Below are 22,898 nucleotides of genomic sequence, written 5' to 3' on the forward strand. Positions count from 1 at the left end.
ATCGATCATTCCTGTTTGTAAAAGAGCTTAGCTGATGAAGATAGTTTTGGATACGTACATGTAAGTGGAGGTTGATTATTGGAAGCGAATGTTCCGGTATAGTGGACATAAGCGAGACTCTTGTGCCGGTGAGAGGAATACTAATTATCAATTAGCGTGTTTGCCACCTTTCGCCATTGCGCTTAAGAAATAATCAGGCAACAATGGTTACATTTTGCTAACAGCTACGTACTAATATATTTATGTGAACTTCAATATATCAACCACCTTCATTTATCATTCTTTAAAAAAACATTTATGAAAATCATGTGTTACGCCCTGGCTTTTGTTGCTTTACCTTGTATAGTACAGGCACAAAACAATATTCCACCTTCGCGGCAAAGTATCAGTATCAAATTGCCTTATTGGTCGCTAAAAGGCAATAGCGGCACTAATCCCGCAATCAATTTTTTGGGTACTAAAGATGCGCAGCCGCTCGTGTTCAGAGTTAATAATAAAATATCGGGGTATATAGAGTATGACTCTTTAAAGGGAAATACCTCATTGGGGTATCGGTCTTTGCAGCTCAACACGAGTGTTTATAATACAGCTATGGGATATGGGGCGCTTTCCTTTAACACAAACGGTCAATACAATACGGCTACCGGTGCATTTGCACTGTACGCTAATCAAACAGGGCTAGGCAATGTGGCTAATGGTGCATTTGCACTTAACCAAAATACGTTTGGTAGTTTCAATACGGCTATTGGTCAGGATGCCATGCGGTCTACCACCTTTGGCTCTAACAATATTGCTGTTGGTAACCAGGTACTAACGCAAAACCTGACAGGAAGCAATAATGTGGCAATGGGCTCTCTGGCGCTTTATTTCAACAAAGCATCCGACAATACTGCCATTGGTTCAAATGCACTGTACGATAATACAGATGGAACCGGCAATACAGCTACCGGCGAGTATTCATTATACATCAATACAACCGGCAATAGCAACACCGCGGTAGGCAACGCTTCTCTCTTTTTTAGTTCAACCGGCAACAATAATACGGCTATAGGTAATTCTGCTTTGTTTACGAACCAAACAGGTAGTAATAATACAGCTATCGGGTACAATGCCAATGTAACATCCGGCAATCTTTCCAACGCCACCGCTATCGGCTACGCTGCTTTTGTAGATTCCAGTAATAAGGTGCGGCTCGGCAACAACTTTGTAAGCAGTATTGGCGGCGAAGTAAACTTCACAAATTATGCAGCAGACAATATCAAAAAGGATATAGAAGAAAACGTTCCGGGGTTGAAGTTTATCAATGCACTGCGCCCGGTTACTTACAATTTAAACCTTGTTGGGCAAACGGTGAAAGTAGCAGGTAATATTCCATCTAATAACAGTAAAGTAAGCAGTTTTCTAAAAACGGCAAATAGCATGACCACCGAAGTCAGTAAGCAAATTGGTGAAATCCGGTTTACAGGGTTGCTGGCAAACGAAGTAGCTACTGCTGCCAACGCCTCGGACTATGATTTTAGTGGTATTGATAAGAATGGAACAACTACAGGCTTGCGCTACGCAGAGTTTGTAATGCCGTTGATAAAAGCAGTGCAGGAGTTAAGCAAAAAGAATGATGAAAAAGATGAAAAAATTAATGACCTGCAACAGCAAATTGATGATTTAAAAGCAATGATTACTGCCGGAAACCAGGCTTCTGCCCGCAATACACAACAGCCGGTTGCCGCTACATTAGCAGGAGCTATGCTTCAGCAAAACGCGCCTAATCCATTCGCCAATTCAACGATCATTCATTATACGCTGCCGGCAACTTATTCATCAGCCATTATAAAGGTTACCAATGCTAAAGGAGATGTGGTAAAACAAATCAGGCTTACCGGCAGTGGCAACGGAAACATACAATTAGATGCTTCCTCACTGGCTTCCGGTACTTACCAGTATTCATTGTATATCAATGAACAGCTTATTGGCAGCAGAACAATGATGCTTGTAAAATGAGAAAATGCATGTTAAAATCAGGTTACATGCTGCAGGTGAGGGGGAGATGCTGAAGGCATAATTTAATACTTGCTTTGTTTTATTAACCCTGAAGCTGCGATAAAGAGCTTCGGGGTTTTTTGTTGAATATATAGGCATTTTGAAAATCAGCTTCGCCGCATCTTACAATGCAGTTTATAACTGCTGTTTGCTTTAAACATAAAAGCCTCTGTTTGAAGTTATAAACTGCTAATGAAAAGCTAGCGAAGGGTTCCACTTTGCTGAGTTGGGATCATTTTTTTCTCATTGCTTGGCTACGTATGAAGATGCAAACTGGGTGAAGATGCGGCGAAGCTACAAACCATAAGTGTTCGAAACCTGCGATATTAAGGTTTTCAGCTTGTCATTGCGAACGGAGTGAAGCAATCTGTGAGTTGTAGAAAAATCAAGATGAGCCATCAAGCTTTGATTTACAGCTAAGCATAGACTGCTTCGTAAACCCGCAGTGACGATATTATTCTACTGTCAAACATAAAATTCATGTTTCGAACACTTATGGCTACAAACTTCGCCGAGTTGTAAGATTGCAATCTTCGCTGAGTTGGTACGCAAAGTAACAACGGCATAGTTTTTATTAATACATAGTAAAACATAAATAGCATGAAAAAGTATTCAATAATCGTGGCTATGCTTATGGTAATTGGTGTCTCAATCAGTTCTTGCAGCGCGTCTGCACGAGTAGGTACCAAAAACCATGAGGTAGGTGCCAGTACACATGTTAATTAGCGATTAAATTCAATAGAGACGTGCGTACCAAATAAGTGACGTATTAAAATCAATCCATATGCCGCTAATAACTTTACAAAGCCCACGAAAGCGGGCTTTTGTATTTATAGCATTGCATCCCCCATCTGGCGAGGCTTGCAGCTTCATCGCATCTTTTCAGTAGTTTATAACTGCCCTTATTTATTGTAAAATTCACTTATTTAAACTTATAAACTTTTAATAAAAGCCAGTGAAGTTGCAAACTTCGCTGAGTTGAGGGAATTCATGTTTCGAACACCTATGGTGGAACACTTCGCTGAGTTGGGATTGGACTACACGTAGAGTGTAACATCTTCTAAGAATCCAGTGATTTCTGTTTTATACATAAGGTGTAAATTTGGTTGCATACTTTATTGCAAGTAAAGATTAAATGAATAAACAACAATTAAGAGACATATACAATCGTGTATTTTTTATTGGTGCCGGCGCATCTAAACAGGATAGATTTCCACTTACTAATGAATTAAAGTATGGAGTGGCATGGGCTGTTTGTAAAGAGGAAGCACGATTACAACCACTCAAGAAGCACTTAAGATATTTATATAATGTTCAGGAAAATACATTAAAAGCAGGTAAAGCATTTTGGGATAGGAAGTTGCTGGCAGACAATTCACAACAAGATGACTTAGGTAAATTGCCAGATGTAACTGATCTGCTATCTACCTTAGATTGGATGATTCGTGAGGAAAGCAGCTTTGGTCCCGGATTGAATACAGGCAAATCTGAGGTCAGCAAATCAGCTATTGAGCTTGCATACATAAGGGATCTTATTGTTCAGGCTTTGTGTTATAGTCTGGGTTTATATATGGAATTGAAAGATGCCTCTACTTCTTGTAATTTCATTGAGCATGTCAAGCCCAACGATTCAATTATAACAACAAACTGGGATCTTTTACTTGACGCTGCCAGAGATACAAAATTTGGTTCGAAGCCGGAAGATTATGGAACAACAGGGAATGTAGTTTTGGAAGGTAGCACAATACACCCTTGTAAAAAACGCCCTAAGCTTTTAAAATTACATGGATCATTAAGCTGGCGCTACTGCCCGCGATGTCAGCGTCTTGTGATTGATCCTTTACACCATGTTGCGGGAGAGCGGGAGCAAAATGCAACATGCTTATGTAATTGTGAATATTCAGAGTTAATCGTTACACCAAGCTTTGTACGGGAATATAGGAATGTGCATCTTTTAACCATATGGCGCGAAGCATTAATGACTTTAGCAAGATCTCCGGAATGGGTATTTATTGGTTATTCACTTCCTCCGGATGATATTGGTATCCGAACATTGCTATTAAAAGCTCGTTGTATTCGCAAAGATGCAGGTCTTAAAGATCCTGTTGTAACAATTGTGACCGGCTCAAATAGGCGTGAGGAAACAATCAAACGTTATAATGGTGTTTTTACTAATGCCAAACTGTATGAGAAAGGTGACTTTGGAACTTTTGTAAGTAATGGGCTATTATAAAATGAAAGGAGGGTTAACTATTCTATAAAATTTCTTCCAGGTTAATGCAATTGAAGGTTCGTGACATCACGAATCAAGGCAGCAAATAGTTCGGATGAGCAAATGTAAGTGGGTTTGATAATTGGAAGCGGACGCTTCGGTGTAGCTGGCACAAGCGGTATGCTTGCGCCAGTAGGGAAATTGGAGATTCGTGAAGGCACGAACCAAGGCAACAGGCATTATCATTAAACGATGCCCTCAATTTCAAATACAGAACCAATGCCGGTAGGCATTTTGTCCGGAACGGTAACCAATAATCCATCACTTGTATTTTTCCAGTTGAGCTTATCATTATAACCCATCAGAGCAACACGGGTAGCTGTTTTTCCCGCCAGGGTTTTTATCAGCACTTCTTTTCGCGGAACGCCTAACGTGGTGGCATATAGAAGTCTTTCTTTCTGTGCAAAGCGGATGTCTTCTGCCGTGAATGGTTTTCCTTTTCCTTCGTTAAAACCCTGCGCTGTTAAAGCGGCTGTTTCTTGCATGGCGGGGCCTTCACCTAAAATGGCATACGGATGTGTATCGTAAATGCTGTTACTGTTTACTTTCATCCATGCAGTAATACCCTTCACCACTTCTTTTTCATCACTGTCTATTGTACCGTCACCTTTAACCGGGATGCTTAACAACAGGTTGCCATTTTTGCTTACTACATCTACCAATGTATGAATAACAGTTTCTGCTGTTTTGTACCGGTGGTTTTCGTAAACGCGCTTATCGTAGTGCCAACTTCCGATGCAGGTATCCGTTTGCCAGGTTTCGGGCTCTATGATATTGCTTTGCCCTCTTTCTATATCCCATACCATGCACTTACGCTGCTGCTCGTCTAATATTTTACCATTGATAACGGCCTGTAAAGAACCATGCTTTTTGATGCTGCTGTTGTACATATGTGCAGCTATGCGCAGGCCGGCATCGTTTATGGGCCATAACGGCAATGCAGTATCATCGAAGTACAACAGGTCGGGTTCATATTTATCTATAAGTTCTACGGTTCTGTTGTAAAACTTTTCGCAATACTCCTTTGAAGGGGGTGTTACGCCGTTGCCCCAGTTCCACTGGCGGTGAATTGCTCCATCATCTAAGCTGTGTTCACTCAGCGGGTGATTTTGTGCATACAGGTCCTGGGGATCATAACCAGCCCACCACTTGCCAGCGCCCTGTTCCCTGGTGAGCTTACCATCGTAGGGAACACCTTTTAACGTACCTTCTTTATCGCTGCGTTGCGCTACTTCGTACCAGCTCCAGGCATGTGCCGCATGCACACTTACACCAAAGTGCAGACCATGATTTCTTGCAGCTTTTGCCCAGCCGCCGATCAGGTCTTTTTTCGGTCCCATTCTTACCGCGTTCCAGGGCTGGTAGGTGCTGTTATAATTATCAAAGTTGTCGTGATGGTTAGCCAAAGCTACAAAGTACCGGGCACCTGCTTCTTTGTATAAACGGAGGAGCTCTTCGGGTTTCCAGCTTTCTGCTTTCCATTCGTGAATCACGTCTTTAAAACCGAACCTGGAAGGATGTCCATATGTTTTGAGATGATAGTTATACTGGTCGCTGCCTTCCTGGTACATGCCTCTTGCATACCAGTCGCCATACTCCGGTTGGCATTGCGGTCCCCAGTGCGCCCAGATACCAAACTTGGCATTCTTATACCAGCCAGGAGTCTGGTACTGCTGAAGCGATGTCCAGTTTGGTTTAAAAGGACCATCAGCCATAAACCTATTTGTATTGCCTGATGCTGCATGCAGGTATGCATTCCGAAGCCAGATGGCAGGTACTAAAGCGGCAGCGGTTTTCAATAACTTTCGTCTGTTCATATTACAATAATCTGTTTTTTAGAGACTCACCTGGTAGCCCTTGCCGGTAAAGATAGCTAACCTGGTCTATAGCCTTGGATTATGGCGACAAATGATGCAAATGTAAGCTATGCAAATCGGGAGATTTGATGACGAAGCGATATAGTAGGGAGACTATGCCGAACGGGGAATAGCAAATGCATCTTTAATGGCTGAATTGAACTGCTATCATGCGCACATTATCCTGCTTCGAACACTGGCGGTTTACAAGCTTCGCTGCATTATTCCGGCAGTCTATAACTTTATACCATCTTTCAATGGTGTACTAAAGTAACTTCCAAAATAAGAAGGATTGAAACTAACCTCTTCGCAGGTGTGCAAGGATTGGAGTAAAGTACTCCTCTTTTTTTGGACAGGGTATGTGCTCCTCTAAGAGAGGAGCACATAGTAAAAAGAACAAAAGCCACCAAAGCTTTTTTTCTTTTTACGAGCAATCATCAGGCTGCCCTGGTGCACAAAGTTAAGGGTATTTCATACTTTAGTGACTGGTGCCTCCTTTCACCATTGTAAAATGAAAAATACTGTTGCAATCCTTTGAACAGCGACAGCCCATCTGCATAGACATACAGATAGATGTGCTCGTATTTTACGGTGCGCCACAGCCGTTCACTAAAGATGTTGTCAATAGCTCTGCCTTTACCATCCATGCTGATCTGTATCTTATTTGCTTTTAGTAAAGCCATATATAGCTCAGAGGTAAACTGGCTACCCTGATTACTGTTGAGGATGCCGGGCTTACCATGAACAGCAATGGCATCTTTTACTATTTCGGTGCACCACTCGGCAGTCATGGTGTTGCTGACGCCCCAGCCCACCACATAGCGGGTGTGCACATCAATGATGGCACACAGGTACATAAAACCACTTTTTATCGGAATGTAGGTGATGTCAATAGCCCACGCCTGGTTCTTTGTCTCTATACTCAGTTCTCTAAGCAGGTAAGGATACTTGTAGGCTGTCGGGTCTGTGCGGGTGGTGCGAGCTACGGGATAGAGCGTTTGCCAGCCCTGCAGCTTTATCAGCCGGCGCAGCCGCTTGCGGTTGAGCCGGTAACCGGCGAGCATCAGCAAACCTGCAATTTTTCCACACCATAGAAGGGCGTACGCAGATACTGCTCGCCCAGCAGGCGCATAATCGCCAGATTTTCTTCACTTTCTTTCACCGGCTCGTAATACAACCCGCTGCGGCTGATGCTCAGCAGTTCGCATTGCCTGACTACACTTAAACCCGGATGTGCTTTCTCTACCATCATACGACGTTGTTCCAGCGGCTTTACAGCAATTTTTTTTCAAAAAATCAATGGCTACTTTCTGCTCGCCAATATGGGCATACAAAGACTGTATCAGCTGGCCTTTTTCATCCGCATTGCTGACAGTACCCTCTTTTCAAAGACAACAGATGAATGTTGTAAAAACTCCTTTTTCCAGGTGTTGATTTGCGTGGGATGCACTTCGTATTCCTCCGCCCTCTGGTACAGAGGCAATTATGCTACTTTCAATACCCATTATTTTATGCGTAGCCTTGATCATTCCATGAATACAATGTCTGCCACCTTTTACAGTGCTCCAAGTAAAAGCGGCGGCAGTTTTGGCAGTGGCGGTTCTTCGGGTGGCGGATTTGGGGAAGGTGGAGGTAGTAGTTGGTGAATGTATTTTACAACTGTTGCAAGGGATGTATACATATAGTATAGAGTTGTTGTTTTAACACTCACAAAGAAGTGAGCTTTCTGGTAGATGTAATTAAGAAGGCGCACATAAAAGTCCACCGTAATAAACTTTTCACCTAAAAAAGTAGGATCTAATAAAAACCAGTCGAATAAACATATAGGCTGATAATAGTTGAGAAAATGCTTTAGTCTCGCTTTCCAATAGTGTTTGACATGCACTTGAGTTGTTACAAAATAGTATGTCAATGATAGCTAAACAGTTAATTGTTTTCATTGTGCTGATTGCTTAAAGTTCTCTGTTAAACATACATACAAACGTAAATCATACTTTTAAACTTAGTAATTGGTATTTTACAAGATTTTATAAAAGGTTGTTGAAAGATTTGAAGTGTACTTCTGATTTCCTATATAATCAAAACCGTTTTGTCTTGAGGATATGCATAATAACTTGTTTCGTTATTTTTTGCTACTTAATTGCTGAAGAACCAAGTAATTTAGGTGAAAGTTATTTGATAGACAGAGTGCTTTACGTAAATGAAAAATGGCAACACCTTATAAAAGCATTTTGAAATAGTTGTGTTAAGGAAAGAATGTTAAACTTCGCAAGAACAACAAAGCCTGAATAAGTCTCTGTTTAAGGTCACATTTGTGATCACATAAATAAAACAAGCAGTTAAGTAAAAACTTAACTGCTTGACCTTCAAGTGACCCCGCAGAGACTACTATTCAACACCCTATTTCACCCGTTTGCTCTCAAATGCTTATTTTACAATGCTTTCAGCAAATAGCCGCTGCACGCCAAAGCATATAAAAGCACAAAAAAGTTGAAAATGTTTACCCCATTGTTTACCCCAGTTTGCACTATTTTGCTTATCTTTATACTACCATAAACCAAATACAATGTCCAGTTTATCAATCGTTTATCGTAAAGATAAAATAAACAAAAAAGGGGAAGCACCCATTCACTTCCGTATTATCAAAGATAGAAAAATTAGTTACATAGCCTCTGGCATAATGTTGCCTGTAGAGCATTGGGATGAGGAAAAGCACAAAATCAAATCCAAGCACACCAACAGCCAGCGCCTAAATTCTTTTTTGTCAAACAAGTTTGCCGAACTGCAAGACAATGTTTTTGAGCATGAGACTGTAAGCAAATCGCTAACAAGCAGGATGCTAAAAGAAAAGACCTTTGGAAAAAAGCCGGTTGATTTCTTTGACCTTGCCAATGAAGTCTTACAGTATTACGCCAGTGAAAACAAGATTGGCACGCATGATAAATGCCAGTCCATTTTAAAAAAGTTTGAAGTTTATACAAAAGGGCGCAATATCACTTTTCAGGAAATTACAGTTGATTTTCTCTATAAGTATGAAAACTACCTCCGTAGCGAACTTGGCAATAAAACCAACACTATCCACAAGGATTTAAAGTTTATACGCCGAGTATTCAATGAAGCATACAAACGTGATCTAATAGAGCACCAGGTTAATCCTTTTTTACGGTATAAGTTAAAGCAGGAAAAAACCAGCCGGGAATACCTTACCGAGGATGAACTAAAAACAATAGAGAACTTAATTGTTCGCCCCTTCATGCCAGCAAAATTAGATTTGCACAGAGATATGTTTGTATTCTCTTCTTATGCTGGCGGCTTGCGTGTTTCAGATATTTTGCAACTTAAATGGCAAAATTATGATGGCTCCCATATACATTTCTGTATGAAGAAAACCAAAGAGCAGCTTTCAATCAAATTGCCGGATAGAGCCATTGCCATACTAAACAAGTATAAGCCTAAAAAGGAAAATAAAGAAGCACACATTTTTCCAATGTTGCCCGATGATTTAGATGATAACAACCCAAGAGAATTAGATCAGGCTATTTCATCCGCCACTGCTTATATTAATAAAAACCTTAAAATATTAGCTGAGTTTTGCAAGGTAAATAAGCCATTAAGTTTTCACATCAGCAGGCATACGTTTGCAACCAGAGCATTGTATAAGGGAATGTCAATAGACAAAGTTTCAAAATTGATGGGGCACAGTGCTATAAGAGTTACGCAGATTTACGCAAAAATTGTCAGTTCTGAATTGGATAAAGCAATGGACATTTTCAATGATTAATTTTATTACCTTTAAAACTAATATCTACGCTTAGAAAACTGTCAGTTCAGAATGGATAATATTGACTTTAGCTTATACAATAGCATCATTAACGGCGAACTACGACCACATACCAAACGTCTTTCCGACCCAACTACAATTGAAAGGCTGTACAATAAATACCTGGCGATTTATCGTGTATGCTCCAAAGACGATGCTTTAGACTTATTAGAAAGTATCAATCTGGAAGAGTTAGGTTTAAATCCCTATGATACAGCAAAGGCTACGATTGAAATAGATGGCAATAAAATAAACGTCACAGTAGAAAATGAAGATGAATTAGATGACCTGATTGATTTAGATATTCCACCACCTGCAGATGAAAAATCATCGTTTTATTTAGAACTGATTAAAAAGGAAAATAGCAAACTTGAAAGGGGAATTACCCATTATTTCAATACCTGCAATTCACCCGATGATCTCAGATTTTTTGCAACCAAGAAAATTCAGCAATTAAAGCATCTGGCTACAGAAGCGCACATTTACCATGTTAAACTTAAAAGTAAGAATCAGTTGCCGGAAAATAGCGCAGACACCTATGCTATCAATGTATTGAAAGAATACCTTGTTAGATTAATCGGGCATATTCAATACCTTTTTTATCCTTACTTGCCCAAAGTGCAGCCTTATGAAGATTTACATTTAGAACTTTACAACCACAAAGTAGGAGATGCACTTTTAGATCAACTCAAAGAACTATTTCACGATACGCCTTTGCAATCGCTGCCTGCTGCAATCACCTACATCAATAAAGGCTTATTTCAAATAGAAATGTTTTTACATGGCAGCGTTAAAAAACTACAGTTTTATAATCTCACCTATGCCTTTGACTACTTTTTGAAGGAGTTCATAAAGTTTGAGAACTATACAACAGCCAACCGGAAGCTGTTTTCCAAGTATTGGTTTATCATTCGTGACTTGAATCATAAATACAAAAATGGTTATTACAACCAAGCCATTGACACTACCCAACAACACTTTAAACAATATATTTCTTATCTGAATCAGTTGGAAGAAAAACTACCAGAATACTACCAGCATTTAGATCTTACAGACGAACATAAAAAACATTCTATACTTGATTTAATTGAAGATTCAGAGATAGCAAATACTGACAAAGACACAAAGAATACATCACCACAGGTATCAGAAAATTCAGCCGCACAATGTCCGCATTCCTTCACTTATATTCACTACAACACGCAACCCGGCAACCTTACTGATATATGCAACGCGCTTAAAAAGCACAAGCTCATTTGTGCAAATACACAGCTTACATCATTCAAGAAAATCTTTTCAGGCACCCCGATACAAACACCCATTATTTGGACAGGTAATGCAAGTGATCTATACTATTTTATTACTTTATTGTGTAAGCAAAAAAAGGTAGAAGATTTAAAACAAAAACATTGGGATGTTACTATTAAGTGTTTTGTAGATCAAGCTGGAAATGCCTTTACTAAGAGCCAAATCAAAGGTCTGAAAAAGCCACAAACAACAGCAGCTATTATTGAAAAAGCGGTTAATGTACTATGATTGCACCCTTTTGCACTCTATACCGGCTAATTTCCTTAGCATAACTTTTTTACACGGCTATTACTTAATTTATTGATTTTCAAATGCTGGGTTGATACTCTACACTCTACCCATTACTCCACACTCTTATCAAGGCTTCTATCACCGCCATTCTATTGCACAAATTCGCTTCCAGAAGCACTAAATAGTAGTACAATGGAAGTAATAACAATTCAATCAGAAGCATTTCAACAATTGGTGGGCAAACTGGATGCAATAGACACCCGCCTGACGCAAAAGGAAAAGCAGCCCGAAGTTCAATGGCTGGATAATCAGGAGTTCATGCAGTTGCTTAAAATTTCTAAAAGAACTGCACAAAGCTACCGCGACAACGGCATTATTTCTTTTTCCCAAATCGGCAGCAAAATTTACTACAAGTTGTCCGATGTGGAAGCTTTGTTAAACAAGCATTATGTAAAGGCATTTAAAAAATAAATGCCTTTCCCTTTTTCGGACGTTTTCCCGACGTTTCTCGTCGTTTTTCGGTTGTTTCTGTAGCAGTTAAGCAATTACATTTTACTACAAAATGCTACAATTTCCTACACTTTTTTATTCCTTATCATGCCGAGTATTAAACAGCATACTTGTACTTTAGGTTTTGCCCAAAGCGAAGCCAGCGTTCAGCGTAGTAAGACTTTAATCAGTGCTTACGGAGATTGGCTGAACAGCAAAGCATGGTGCTATTATTGCACCTTTACCACAAGACACAAACTAACGCTGCCGGCAGCACGCCGCGCCATGCAACGCCTGCACAGTTTGCTTTCGCAGACCAGCAGCACTGCACCAACTATCTTTTGGGTGGCAGAGCCATTTGATGCCAAATACGGCTGCCATCTGCACGCTTTAATAGAAGTAAAAGACAGGACGGTAATAACCAAGACAGACGTAAAAAACGCCTGGCAGGTAGTAAGCAAAGGCAGAGGCAAGAAAGAGTACAACAACACGGTCATACAAGACTACGTCACCTCAAAAGGTGCTCACTTTTACTTAGCTAAATACCTGCAGCGGTATGATGCTGATTATGATATTCTGTAGAGCCTTCATGTAAATAATTGATAAATAGGTGCTTGCACCAGTATCAATCAACTCGAAAATTAGTTTTAATCATATATAAACAGTTATTTAAATTGCAATGCTCACTTACCGAAACTTTTGCCAGAATGATTTTAGCCCAAATAGAAAATAACCTTAACCAGCTTGTAGAAAATTTCAACAAACAAACTTTTATCTACGAATTGCTATTGGCTTATAATCATCCGAAAGCTTCTATTACTCGTTTGCAAAAAGGCGGATTGAATCTTTCTAAAATTCCAGGAGAAATTGATTGGAAGAAGAAACTTTTCTTCAAAGAAGTTACCCACGAAGATTTGCACGACGTAATTGATAATGCAGTAACAAATGAGCGGATAATTAAACATGATCCGCGCTTTATAGTTGTCACAGATTTTGAAACGTTGCTTGCAGTTGATAGAAAAACAAAGGACACCTTAGACATTCCAATTTTGGAAATAGCAAAGCACCCTGACTTTTTCCTCCCTTGGGCTGGTATTGAAAAAAGGCAATTGCCAACAGAAAATCCCGCCGATGTAAAGGCTGCCGCTAAAATGGCGAAGCTGTATGATGAAATAAGAAAGGAAAATCCTGCTACTTCACCAGATGATATTCATAGCCTAAACGTATTTCTTTCGCGGCTCTTGTTTTGCTTTTTTGCTGAAGACACGGGAATTTTTGAAAAGAATTTATTTACAAATTCAATAAGCAGTCACACAAGCCAGGATGGAAGCGATTTACATACTTATCTCAATACTTTGTTTGAGATTATGAACACAAATACAAGTCAAAGAAATAATCCTCCGGCTTATTTGGATGCTTTTCCTTTTGTAAATGGTGGACTTTTCCGAAACAATCATCCATCTCCTAAATTTAGTATGAAGAGCAGGCAATTGCTTATAGAATGTGGCAGTTTGCAATGGCGGGATATACATCCTGATATATTTGGTTCGATGATTCAAGCTGTAGTTTCACCAGAGCACCGCGGTGGCTTTGGTATGCACTATACAAGCGTACCAAATATTATGAAGGTTATTGAACCTCTTTTTCTGAATGAATTAAAAGAGGAGTTTGAAGCGGCTAAGTTTGAGCCGAGGCGTTTATTAAAGTTATTAGAACGATTAAGCAAAATTAAAATTTTTGACCCGGCTTGCGGTAGCGGAAATTTCTTGATTATTGCATACAAAGAATTAAGACTTTTAGAAATAGAAATTTTACAACAACTTCAATCTTTACAAAAGGCGGCAACCGGCTTTGAACCTAAACAATTAGAATTAATACCCAAAGCACAATTAACCTTAGCTGCTGCATACCAACCAACATTGTTTTCAAGAATTGAATTGTCACAATTCTATGGAATAGAATTAGATGATTTCGCACATGAAATAGCAATACTATCTCTTTGGCTTGCTCAGCACCAAATGAATGTTAAGTTTAAAGAAGCATTTAACACATGTAATCCCACACTTCCTTTACAAGCAAGTGGAAACATAATACATGGCAATGCAACGAGACTCAATTGGGAAGTTGTATGTTCAAAAGAAGCCGATAATTACATATATATTTTAGGAAATCCTCCATATTTAGGGGCAAAAGAATTAGATAAACAACAAAAGGGCGATATGGATTTAGTTTTTGCAGAATTAGGTAATGTTAAACGCCTTGATTATATATCGTGTTGGTTTAAGATCGCTTCAGATTACATATTTGGTAGTGAGGCAAAATACGCTTTTGTATCTACTAACTCCATTTGTCAAGGAGAGCAGGTGCCTTTGATCTGGCCATACATTTTGCTGAAAAAAGAAGAAATATTCTTTTGTCATCAACCATTTGATTGGGAAAATAATGCTAAATCAAATGCTGGCGTTACCTGTGTGATTGTGGGAGTACAGAATATTAAGAAGGATTGTGGTAAAATTATTTATTATGGAGCCATCAGTAAACAGGTAAAAAATATTAGCCCCTACTTGATTGAAGCTAATTCGATAATAGTACATCAAAGAGTAAATTCCCTTTCAGGTTTTCCCAAAATGATTTTAGGAAGTAGTGGATTCGATGGAGGAAACTTACTGCTTACAGTAAATGAAAGATTATCATTAATAAATTCAAACCCTGAAGCAGAAGTTTACATTAAACGTTTTATGAGCGGTAATGATTTTTTATATGATGACATTCGTTATTGTTTATGGATTGATGATGATCAATTAGAAGAAGCATTGAAAATTCCATATATCAAAGTTAGGATTGAGAAATGTAAAGAATTCAGGCTTAAAGCTGGTAGAGACGCACGCAAGGCTGCAGATGTACCACACCGCTTTTTTTACCAAACACATAGGGATTCCGATGGAATCATTTTTCCAAAAACGACCTCTGGTAAAAGGGAATACGTTCCAACCGATTTTGTCAAGGCAAACACAATTTATAGTAATGCAGTTTTCCTGATATATGATGCAGACCCATACATTTTTGCTATTTTATCGTCCAGAATGCATAAGGTTTGGATGGAAGTAACAAGTGCAAAAATGCGTTCAGACTTCAGGTATTCTGTCAATCTAACCTATAACACTTTTCCATTTCTACCAATTACACACAACCAAAAGCAAGAACTTGAAAGACATGTTTTTACGATTATCTCGGAAAGAGAAAACTTATCAGAAAAGACGCTCGCGGAGTTATATGATCCTAAAAATATGCCCATTAGCTTAAGGGATGCTCACCAAGAACTTGATTTTGCAATAGACAGATGCTACAGGAGTAAGCCATTTACAAGCGATGAGGAGAGATTAGAATATTTATTTAGATTATATGCTCAAATGATTGAAGAAGAAAAACAGAAGAATGGTGAGATAATTTTTGAACAACAAAACACTAAGAAAAAGATAAGAAATAAATATGCCTGACATAGTACATGTAACCTACGCCCAAACAGGACAAAGTTCTAAAACAAATAGCCTTGGTATGCGGGAAATGCAGCAAAAAGCATATCAGGTAAGAGATGCTCAATATATACTCTTAAAAGCGCCACCCGCTTCAGGTAAATCAAGAGCATTAATGTTCATTGCTTTAGATAAACTAATAAACCAAGGCATAAAAAAAGTAATCGTCGCAGTACCGGAAAAATCAATAGGAGGTTCATTTGCTCCAACAAATTTGAGAAGTACAGGCTTTTATGCTGATTGGTTGCCAAATCCTGCCTACAACCTCTGCACACCTGGTGGCGATACCTCAAGAAGTAAAGTGCAGGCATTCAAAAGCTTTTTAGATAATAATGAGCAGATATTGATTTGCACACATGCAACGCTTCGTTTTGCTTACGAGGAAGTAGACGAATCCAAGTTTAATGATACGCTTATCGCAATAGACGAGTTTCACCATGTTTCAGCAGATGGCGATAACAGATTGGGTGAGTTAATACGGTCTATTATGCAAAAAACCAATGCACATATCATTGCAATGACAGGCTCCTATTTTCGTGGTGATAGCGTGCCAGTGTTATTACCGGAGGATGAAGCAAAGTTTACTAAAGTTACTTATAACTATTATGAGCAATTAAATGGCTACACTTACTTAAAATCTTTAGGTATAGGCTATCACTTTTATCAAGGCAAATACACCTATGCTATTAATGAGATTTTAGACACAGATAAAAAGACTATTCTGCATATTCCCAATGTTAATTCAGGTGAATCTACAAAAGATAAACACAACGAAGTTGATACCATACTGGACAGCATTGGCGAAGTAACTAAAGTTGACACGGAAACAGGAATCATTTTCTTAAATAGGCATTCAGACGGCAAAGAGATAAAAGTTGCAGATTTAGTAAACGACAATCCTAAAGACAGGGATAAAATAGTTTCTTTTCTAAGGACCATACAGAATGTAGATGACTTAGATTTAATTATTGCTTTAGGTATGGCAAAAGAAGGTTTTGACTGGCCATATTGTGAACATGCCTTAACTGTTGGTTATCGCGGTTCACTTACCGAAATAATACAAATTATTGGTAGAGCTACACGAGACAGTAGCAATAAGAGCCATGCACAATTTACAAACCTCATTGCTCAACCAGATGCAGCGGATAATGAAGTTAAATTAGCTGTCAATAATATGCTTAAAGCAATCACTGCATCCTTGTTAATGGAACAAGTGCTTGCCCCTAACTTCAAATTTAAAGCTAAACTTTCTGATGAAGATAAAGCCGATGCTGGGGAAATTAAAATAAAGGGATTTAAAACTCCAAGCTCAAAGCGGGTAAAAGATATTATTGAATCAGACCTGAATGATTTAAAAGCTACTATCCTACAGGATGATATAATGTTAAAAGCAATGCCGGGCAATCTTGACCCTGAAGTAATCAACAAGGTCTTAATACCTAAAATCATCCAGGTTAAATATCCTGAACTTACAGAGGATGAAATAGAAGAAATACGCCAGTATGTGGTTGTTGATTCTGTGGTTAAGAATGGCGAAATAAAAGAAGTTGGTGATAAGCGGTTTATTCGCATGGCAGACCAATTTGTAAATATTGATGATTTACATATTGATCTAATAGACCGGATAAACCCCTTTCAAAAGGCGTTTGAAATATTGTCTAAGTCGGTAACTACAAAAGTTCTTAAAGTAATTCAGGAGTGCATTGAAGCAACAAGAATCGTTGTAACAGAAGAAGAAGCTATTATGCTCTGGCCTAAAATAAAAGACTTTTATGCCACTTTCAAAAAAGAACCGAATCTAAATTCTACTGACCCATTAGAGAGGCGAATGGCTGAGGTGCTGGTATATATCAAAGAACAAAAACGCAAACAAACCAATGCAGTCTAAAAAGAAATTAAAAGACATATTTGAAGATGACCCGTTTGGCTTGCTAAATACTAAGCATTCGGCTTCACCTGCAAGGAATGCAAATGAGCGCCTAATTGCCTCTTTTCAAGAGATAGTTGATTTCTATGAAAAGTATAATAGGGAACCGGAGCAGGGCGGCAGTATACAGGAGCACCAGCTATACTCACGGCTTAAAGGAATAAGAGAAAACCGCGAAAAGAAGCAGTTACTCAAAGAATATGATAGGTTTGGTTTGTTAGACTACGAACAAAAACAAATCGCATCATTGAATGATATTTTAAACGATGATACGTTTGGCATCCTTGACGATCCGGCAGAAGAATTATATGAATTAAAGCACATCAAAAGCCCTGATGACAGAACAACTACAGATTTCGTTGCAAAGCGAAAGCCATGCAAGGATTTTAATAAGTATGAAGCGGCATTTAAGGAAGTACAAAAGGACCTGTCTACTGGCAAGCGTAAATTAATTTCATTTAAACAGGACAACTTAAGAGCTGGCGACTTTTATGTTCACAATGGAATATTACTTTTTCTTGAATCAGTAAAGTTTGATGAACACGAACAAAAATATAAGGGAGAGAGCAAAAAGGACGGAAGAACAAGAATAATATTTGAGAATGGCACTGAATCAAACATGCTTTACCGTTCCTTATACAAAGCATTATTAGCAAATGGAAAAGCTGTTTCAGAAAACCAAGACAAGGTAAATGAGGATTTTGCTCAAAAATTCAGCACAGTAAATGAGGATGATATAGAATCTGGATATATCTATATTTTAAAATCCCAAAGTGATAAGCCAGAACTTAAGTCTATTCCTAATTTATACAAAATAGGTTATTCAAAAATGCCTGTAGAGGAAAGAATTAAGAATGCACACCAGGAACCTACTTATCTATTTGCTGATGTTCACCTTATAACATTTTACAAATGCTACAACTTAAACCCGCAAAAGTTTGAACAGCTTATTCATAACTTCTTTGGTGCTGTATGCCTTAATGTTGATGTGTTTGATAGTACAGGCAAAAGATACATTCCCAGGGAATGGTTTGTAGTTCCATTACCTATTATTGAAGAAGCCATAAAGCTTATTACAAGCGGAGAGATAATCAACTACCGCTATGATAACTTAAAAGATGTTATTGTAAGCCGTTAGAAAATTATTTAATCTTTAAACTATAGACAAACTTGGGAACAAAATGCACATTTCTTTGCGGTCTCCACAATATTGAAGTTAATGAGGACTTAGGAGATGGATTTATACTCGTGCCAAATGAAAAGAGTAATAATTTCCCATCTATCAAAATTACCAATAATAAGTCGAAGTTATCTTCACTACTAAATAGAGAACTTGCTGTTCTTATCGGGGCTATAGAGTACAGTCACTTAACGGAGGGATATCCAATTGTTGCATTTGCAGAAAATGAATTTGAATCAGATAAGGTAAGTTCTATTGACCACTTGGACTTACACCTTTATCTACTTAAAGCTTTCTTTTTTTGCTTATGGATGACCAAAGATAATGCTGCTGACTTTGATATAGGATTTTTGCAATTTACTAATTCTGCAGGTATGCAAGAAGTTTCAGCAAACAATATGACCACTACGAACTTTGATGTAAGCGGAAATAGAGCTTCTAATCAGTTTACAATTAAAGAATTAAATACCGCATCCAAATATTTAAAAGAATGCATCCATATACAACATAATAATAGACCGAAGTTAGCAAGTGCATCCTCCTTAGATAGGATTGGCATTGCTAATTACTTTATTCAAAGTGCAACTATTTCTTATGACCTTGGTATTAAAGCAGTAGGCTACTGCTCTGCTTTGGAAACCTTGTTTGCTAATGGTGATAATACGGAACTCTCCCATAAGTTATCAGAACGCGTTTCTAAATTTTTAGAAAAAGAATTAGAACCACGTAAAACCATTTACAAAAATGTAAAAAAAATTTACGATATACGTTCAAAAGTAGTACATGGGGCTACATATAAATCAAATAAAGTTGAAGAACTTAGCGAATCAGTTAAACAAGCAGACGAAATTTGTAGACGTATTATGATTTATGCTTTAACAACCAACGAGGTTGATAATATTTTTGATAAATCAAGAGAGGACTTGGAAACATATTTCTTAGATCTAATCCTTAGATAAAAACTGGAAGAGTCCTGAGATAATGAAATTTCGCTTCGATAATACCCAACTTTAGGTAAAAAATTGATCTCATTTTTAAAACCTAATAGTGGTTATTCTTAATTATAATTTTATCAGTATTATTAATTCTATACCTCCTTTAATTTCAAGTTTTTGTTAAACCCTTGTCTGTATGGCTTATAAGAAGATAAATTTCGATGTTTTTAAACTTAGTGCTTATAACAGTGTAGATGATATAATTGGCTTTGAAACTGTACTATTAAACGTACTCTCATCTTATCGCCCAATACATAAAAATACAGGACCAATTTCTTTATCTGATGCCGTTAAGCAACATGGTAAATTCATCGTCGGTACATTGGCTCATACCCAAATGAATGATCTACCAAACTACAGGAATACTCAAACTGGCGAAACTGGACAATTGCCGCTAAATGACGAACAAGGTCTTGATTATAATACTTCCTTTTTATTTGATAAAGAATTGCAAATGCTTGCACTTGAATCCAAAAAGAATGGTGTAAGCCTTCAACTCTTTTGCAACTTCTTTCAGCATAATTACGACCTGAATAAATTAGAGACTGAAATAGTAATAGATCCAATTGAAATGCAGAAACTGCAACGAATGAGCGTTGTCAAAAAGTTTAAAGTAAAAATAGCAAAAGTTGCAAATGGTGAAATATTTAGCGATGGAGGTAAAAGGCAATCTTTCGGTCAGATTATAGATTCAGCTGACGGCACAAATACCGATACTTTAGAATATGTACTTACTGCAAGTAGGTTAAAATCAGACAGTTTAAATGTAAATAAAATTAAGCAATTTATCCGGGAATTGCTTATATTTAGGGACACAGAAGAAGTGACAAAACTTGAGTTAACCGGGAAAGAAGATGAGGATGCTGCATCATATCCAATCAACTTTATTGGCAGTAGAGTACGGTTCCAGATTGAGGTTGAAAGAAAACGGTTTAGCGAAAGTTTTGCATTGCAAGAGAAATATTCTCTTTTAAAAGAAAGTTATAATAAAATACGTCCCAATTTATTAAAAGCCTACAAGTATAAAGCACCATAATGCGATACTGGTTTGAAAAATATTACCCCTTTGCCATTGCTGTCATAATAACCCTCCTTATTTACAAGTTTGAAGATTATATGGCAGAACTTAAAACTTTAATACCACAGGTTGCACAAAACTCACTTACTATCTCAGGTACCCTTTTAGGATTCCTTTTAACTATCCTCACAATTATCAATACCATCAATACGAGAAGGATGCAATTTGTAAAATCTACAGGTAACTTCGACAGACTTAGCTCTTTTTTAAATTTGGCTATCAAGGCAAATATTTTCCTAATCCTGACTTCATTTTTTATAATCTTTATCAACCCTGATAAGTTCAATAATAATATTCTTCAACTTGTAAACTTCTCATTCATTTTTATAACAGTATTTGCCATTTCCTTAACAATAAGATTTGCTGTAATATTTATTAAGCTTCTAACAGATGGGTAGCTCTACTTATAAACAATATGCGAATTGATTCTGCCGTAATTGATAAGATTAGCTGCCAAGTAAAATTTAAAATAAATTCCCCTTAAAGAGAAAGTAAAAAAATTACTTAAACTCTAATCAATTTACTAATATTGGCTTATGGCTGAAAAGATACCAATTGTGGATTTAAATAATGAGCTTCTTATTCACATTGGGGGTGAAGCTACAAAAAAACACTCTATACCTTGGGATATGCTTCGTAATGTAGGTGATAAGCTGCAAGCACTTCTTATAACTTTAGCAAAATACTCTTTAGATCAAAATGAGGTTGTTAATCTGAATAATGTTACTATAGACTTCACCGGTTTTTATCAAGGTTCTGCAGTTCCATCTTGGTCGTTGAATAGACAACCAGTTCCCACTCTTTTTGATGCTGATGATATCCTTATAAAATCTTTAAGCAAAGATTTTTCACGTCTAATGTATAATGTAGATAAGGGTAATTATCAAGCCATAGCAGATGCCTATAATACTAATGAAGTTAAGAACGAAGTTGTTACTAAAGTATTTGATTTTACAAACGCTGCCGGCACAGCACCTATTCAAATAGTAAGAAGGAAAAAGAACAATAAAGGATTTGCAAAAATCTATAATATACGAAGGTTAAAAAAAGAAGTTTACGAGCAACTTATTGCAAAAGACAAAAACGTAAATCTCGTAGCCAATACTCCTGATCAAACTGCAGTAGGCAAAATCGTTGTAAAAACTACTAAATCGGGTAGACTATCTAAAAAGCCATCTGAAATTTATCCTGAAAAGGAAGCTGTACTGTCATTGAAATTAGAGCAAATTGTTACATTGGAAAGAAAATATTTGTTCAATGCCCCCGTATTTTTCCAATTTTATCCAGAAGGCAAAGGAATTATAATAGAAAATGAACAGCTTGATCTGTTTGCTGCTGGTAAAAGTTTAGAAGAGGCAAAATTTGATTTATTCCAACAATTCGATTTTTCCTACCAGCGCTTTAGTCAATTGGAGGATGAAAAATTAAGTCTCAGGTTAAGGAAGGTCAAAACGTATTATAAATTGATTGTAAAAGATGTAATAAACGGATAATGGCTTCATTAAAAGCAACCAAAGTAACCAAAAGTCTATCAAAGAAGGGTTTTATCAAAGCCGAAGGTGACCACCACTACTATGAGTTTTGGCACAATGATGTTATGATTGCAAGAACCAAAACCAGTCACAATAATCAAGACATCAATGATTACCTTATTTCTGCAATGAGTAAGCAGTGTATCATGGATAAAAACTTTTTTATTGCGTTTGCAAATTGCACTAAAAGTAAAGATGATTATTTAGAACTTTTAAGAAGAAAAGGTGAAATCTAACGATAAAAGTATTTACTTTAAACTCTTTCAATGATTCGCTTTTTACTACTTCTATATTACATGAGCTACATTTACATAATCATTGTACTACTCATAGGTTTGATATTCCTTGCAGTAGCAGGACTGGAAATTACCCGCCAATACTTTATAACTGTTGCTACTAAGTGGTACACAATCCTGGCTTTCATATTTTTTTTGCTTCGCATTATCGCCAGTCTGTTTTTTAAACCAGAATCAACAGATAAAAAGGTTTAATCTTTTAAATTTTTTTCCACATACTTAAACCCTTATCCACACTGCACTTCGCCTAAGAATTAATCAGTGTGCTACCATTAAAACTATAGCTTAATACCACATATCTTTTGTTGGCACAAAATTTTGGCAAATATTTGCTAATATATTTA

At 37.5% G+C, this 22,898-nt stretch carries 17 protein-coding genes; 14 read left to right on the forward strand and 3 right to left on the reverse strand.

Annotated elements, in window-relative coordinates; all coding sequences use genetic code 11:
- The first annotated feature begins 297 nt into the window (after window positions 1-297).
- Window positions 298-1,998: a T9SS type A sorting domain-containing protein gene (locus tag FC093_RS20080; RefSeq protein ID WP_137263606.1), complete on the forward strand. Its 1,701-nt coding sequence runs from the start codon at window positions 298-300 to the stop codon at window positions 1,996-1,998.
- 1,174 nt (window positions 1,999-3,172) lie between these two features.
- Window positions 3,173-4,270 carry an SIR2 family protein gene (locus FC093_RS20085; RefSeq protein ID WP_137263607.1) on the forward strand — a complete coding sequence of 366 codons (1,098 nt, stop codon included), beginning with the start codon at window positions 3,173-3,175 and terminating at the stop codon, window positions 4,268-4,270.
- Window positions 4,271-4,494: 224 nt separating this feature from the next.
- Here FC093_RS20085 and FC093_RS20090 read toward each other — a convergent pair whose 3' ends face one another.
- From FC093_RS20090 to FC093_RS20100, 3 genes are all read right to left on the reverse strand, one after another.
- Entirely contained in the window at window positions 4,495-6,126 is a 1,632-nt protein-coding gene (locus FC093_RS20090; protein ID WP_137263608.1) for an alpha-L-fucosidase, read from the reverse strand.
- 476 nt (window positions 6,127-6,602) lie between these two features.
- Window positions 6,603-7,229: an IS3 family transposase gene (locus FC093_RS20095; protein ID WP_240743384.1), complete on the reverse strand. Its 627-nt coding sequence runs from the start codon at window positions 7,227-7,229 to the stop codon at window positions 6,603-6,605.
- Window positions 7,229-7,417, reverse strand: a complete 189-nt coding sequence (locus FC093_RS20100; RefSeq protein WP_137263610.1) for a hypothetical protein — start codon at window positions 7,415-7,417, stop codon at window positions 7,229-7,231. Before FC093_RS20100 ends, FC093_RS20095 begins: the two co-directional genes overlap by 1 nt.
- A gap of 70 nt (window positions 7,418-7,487) precedes the next feature.
- Here FC093_RS20100 and FC093_RS20105 point away from each other — a divergent pair, with 70 nt between their 5' ends.
- The 12 genes from FC093_RS20105 to FC093_RS20160 all read left to right on the forward strand — a co-directional run bounded on the left by FC093_RS20105 (window position 7,488) and on the right by FC093_RS20160 (window position 22,494).
- A complete protein-coding gene (locus tag FC093_RS20105) occupies window positions 7,488-7,811 on the forward strand; it encodes a hypothetical protein (protein WP_137263611.1) in 324 nt (107 codons plus the stop codon).
- Between the two features lie 920 nt (window positions 7,812-8,731).
- Complete coding sequence (locus FC093_RS20110; protein ID WP_137263612.1) at window positions 8,732-9,946, forward strand: site-specific integrase; 1,215 nt, start codon at window positions 8,732-8,734, stop codon at window positions 9,944-9,946.
- A 51-nt stretch (window positions 9,947-9,997) separates the two neighbouring features.
- Entirely contained in the window at window positions 9,998-11,521 is a 1,524-nt protein-coding gene (locus FC093_RS20115) for a hypothetical protein (RefSeq protein WP_137263613.1), read from the forward strand.
- Window positions 11,522-11,716: 195 nt separating this feature from the next.
- Window positions 11,717-11,995, forward strand: a complete 279-nt coding sequence (locus FC093_RS20120) for a helix-turn-helix domain-containing protein (RefSeq protein WP_137263614.1) — start codon at window positions 11,717-11,719, stop codon at window positions 11,993-11,995.
- A gap of 126 nt (window positions 11,996-12,121) precedes the next feature.
- Window positions 12,122-12,595, forward strand: a complete 474-nt coding sequence (locus tag FC093_RS20125) for a hypothetical protein (RefSeq protein ID WP_137263615.1) — start codon at window positions 12,122-12,124, stop codon at window positions 12,593-12,595.
- 125 nt (window positions 12,596-12,720) lie between these two features.
- On the forward strand, window positions 12,721-15,510 hold the full coding sequence (locus FC093_RS20130; protein ID WP_137263616.1) for a class I SAM-dependent DNA methyltransferase: 2,790 nt from the start codon (window positions 12,721-12,723) through the stop codon (window positions 15,508-15,510).
- The gene (locus FC093_RS20135; RefSeq protein ID WP_137263617.1) at window positions 15,503-17,434 is read left to right on the forward strand and encodes a DEAD/DEAH box helicase; all 1,932 of its coding nucleotides are present in this window, start codon (window positions 15,503-15,505) and stop codon (window positions 17,432-17,434) included. Before FC093_RS20130 ends, FC093_RS20135 begins: the two co-directional genes overlap by 8 nt.
- A complete protein-coding gene (locus tag FC093_RS20140; RefSeq protein ID WP_137263618.1) occupies window positions 17,424-18,611 on the forward strand; it encodes a GIY-YIG nuclease family protein in 1,188 nt (395 codons plus the stop codon). Before FC093_RS20135 ends, FC093_RS20140 begins: the two co-directional genes overlap by 11 nt.
- Before the next feature lie 32 nt (window positions 18,612-18,643).
- Window positions 18,644-19,612, forward strand: coding sequence for a HEPN domain-containing protein (locus tag FC093_RS20145; protein ID WP_137263619.1), 969 nt, complete (start codon window positions 18,644-18,646; stop codon window positions 19,610-19,612).
- Between the two features lie 172 nt (window positions 19,613-19,784).
- Complete coding sequence (locus tag FC093_RS20150) at window positions 19,785-20,684, forward strand: DUF6731 family protein (protein ID WP_137263620.1); 900 nt, start codon at window positions 19,785-19,787, stop codon at window positions 20,682-20,684.
- A gap of 578 nt (window positions 20,685-21,262) precedes the next feature.
- Window positions 21,263-22,219, forward strand: coding sequence for a hypothetical protein (locus FC093_RS20155; protein WP_137263621.1), 957 nt, complete (start codon window positions 21,263-21,265; stop codon window positions 22,217-22,219).
- Complete coding sequence (locus FC093_RS20160) at window positions 22,219-22,494, forward strand: hypothetical protein (protein WP_137263622.1); 276 nt, start codon at window positions 22,219-22,221, stop codon at window positions 22,492-22,494. Before FC093_RS20155 ends, FC093_RS20160 begins: the two co-directional genes overlap by 1 nt.
- The last annotated feature ends 404 nt before the right edge of the window (window positions 22,495-22,898 follow it).

The sequence above is a fragment of the Ilyomonas limi genome (assembly GCF_005233845.1).
GTDB classification, from domain to species: domain Bacteria; phylum Bacteroidota; class Bacteroidia; order Chitinophagales; family Chitinophagaceae; genus Ilyomonas; species Ilyomonas limi.

Coding starts and splice junctions, on each gene's coding strand:
- FC093_RS20080 (WP_137263606.1), top strand. CDS start 298: ATGAAAATCATGTGTTACGCCCTGGCTTTTGTTGCTTTACCTTGTATA.
- FC093_RS20085 (WP_137263607.1), top strand. CDS start 3,173: ATGAATAAACAACAATTAAGAGACATATACAATCGTGTATTTTTTATT.
- FC093_RS20090 (WP_137263608.1), bottom strand. CDS start 6,126: ATGAACAGACGAAAGTTATTGAAAACCGCTGCCGCTTTAGTACCTGCC.
- FC093_RS20095 (WP_240743384.1), bottom strand. CDS start 7,229: ATGCTCGCCGGTTACCGGCTCAACCGCAAGCGGCTGCGCCGGCTGATA.
- FC093_RS20100 (WP_137263610.1), bottom strand. CDS start 7,417: ATGATGGTAGAGAAAGCACATCCGGGTTTAAGTGTAGTCAGGCAATGC.
- FC093_RS20105 (WP_137263611.1), top strand. CDS start 7,488: ATGGGCATACAAAGACTGTATCAGCTGGCCTTTTTCATCCGCATTGCT.
- FC093_RS20110 (WP_137263612.1), top strand. CDS start 8,732: ATGTCCAGTTTATCAATCGTTTATCGTAAAGATAAAATAAACAAAAAA.
- FC093_RS20115 (WP_137263613.1), top strand. CDS start 9,998: ATGGATAATATTGACTTTAGCTTATACAATAGCATCATTAACGGCGAA.
- FC093_RS20120 (WP_137263614.1), top strand. CDS start 11,717: ATGGAAGTAATAACAATTCAATCAGAAGCATTTCAACAATTGGTGGGC.
- FC093_RS20125 (WP_137263615.1), top strand. CDS start 12,122: ATGCCGAGTATTAAACAGCATACTTGTACTTTAGGTTTTGCCCAAAGC.
- FC093_RS20130 (WP_137263616.1), top strand. CDS start 12,721: ATGATTTTAGCCCAAATAGAAAATAACCTTAACCAGCTTGTAGAAAAT.
- FC093_RS20135 (WP_137263617.1), top strand. CDS start 15,503: ATGCCTGACATAGTACATGTAACCTACGCCCAAACAGGACAAAGTTCT.
- FC093_RS20140 (WP_137263618.1), top strand. CDS start 17,424: ATGCAGTCTAAAAAGAAATTAAAAGACATATTTGAAGATGACCCGTTT.
- FC093_RS20150 (WP_137263620.1), top strand. CDS start 19,785: ATGGCTTATAAGAAGATAAATTTCGATGTTTTTAAACTTAGTGCTTAT.
- FC093_RS20155 (WP_137263621.1), top strand. CDS start 21,263: ATGGCTGAAAAGATACCAATTGTGGATTTAAATAATGAGCTTCTTATT.
- FC093_RS20160 (WP_137263622.1), top strand. CDS start 22,219: ATGGCTTCATTAAAAGCAACCAAAGTAACCAAAAGTCTATCAAAGAAG.